Below are 1,085 nucleotides of genomic sequence, written 5' to 3'. Positions count from 1 at the left end.
TTGCGCAGCTGCAGCCCGAGTTCGCGATACAGCCGATGAGTGCGCTTGTGGTTGATCTCCCAGCCCTCCCGTCGGAGAAGCACATGGATGCGTCGATACCCGTAGCGAACACGGGTCGCAGCCAACTCCTTGATCCGCATCTTGAGGCCGGCCTGATCGAGGCGGCGGGACTGATAGCGCTGGGTCGATCGATTGATCGGAAACGCGCTACAGGCTCGCCGTTCGCTGACCTGGTAGCTCGCCTGCAAATAGCCGACGATCTCCCGGGCTCGACCAGGCCCTACATTTTTCGGCGGATGACGTCCTGCAGCATCTCCTTGTCCAGGCTGAGGTTAGCCACCAGCCGCTTCAGCCGGACGTTCTCCTCCTCCAGCACCTTCAGGCGTTTCATCTCCGACGGCATCAGCCCTCCGTATTTACTACGCCATCGGTAGTAGGTCTGGATTGATATGCCGGCCTTCCGGCACACTTCCTCGACGGTTGTTCCATCCTCGGCCTGCTTGGGTATGAACGCTATCTGCTGCTCGCTGAACCTCGACTTCTTCATTGGCGGATTCCCTCGTCCGGCACCTGCCAAACCTAACCGGGAATTTCTCACAAAAAACGGACCAATCCGGAGGGCTCAGGTCACCCTTTGAAGCCTGCGGTCAAGAAGCTGGGACATGAAAAAGTTGAGGTACACGGAAGAGCAGATTGCGTTTGCGCTGAAGCAAGCGGAGATGGGCACGCCGGTGGCCGAGGTCATCCGCCGCATGGGCGTGTCGGAGCAGACGTTCTACCGCTGGAAGAAGGTGTATGGCGGGCTAGGCGTCGGCGAGTTGCGGCGGGTCAAGCAGCTCAAGGACGAGGATCGCAAGCTCAAGCAGCTCGTTGCGGATCTGAGCCTGGACAAGCATATCCTGCAGGACGTGCCCGCAAAAAAGCTCTGACGCCTGGGCGACGGCGCGAGATCGTCGCGCACGTCCAGGGTCCCACGGCGTCAGTGAGCGGCGCAGTTGCCTCGCGCTGGGTGTCGACCGCTCATCGGTGCGATACGTGTCGCACAAGCCGGACCAGGCGCCGCTGCGGCTGCGCATCCATGATCT

General features: G+C 61.0%; 2 pseudogenes. One reads left to right on the top strand and one right to left on the bottom strand.

The window, feature by feature from the left end:
* Nucleotides 1–547 (bottom strand): annotated as a pseudogene (locus tag U1703_RS18890) (transposase); the annotation flags it as partial.
* Between the two features lie 115 nt (nt 548–662).
* Between U1703_RS18890 and U1703_RS18885 the strand changes: the two are divergent.
* Nucleotides 663–1,085: pseudogene (locus U1703_RS18885) on the top strand (transposase); the annotation flags it as partial.

Origin of the sequence: Sphingomonas flavida (assembly GCF_036663655.1) — a bacterium.
In the GTDB taxonomy this organism is placed as follows: Bacteria; Pseudomonadota; Alphaproteobacteria; order Sphingomonadales; family Sphingomonadaceae; genus Sphingomonas.
Note: the sequence above shows the minus strand (reverse complement) of the source record. Positions and strands in the feature narration are given on the sequence as shown.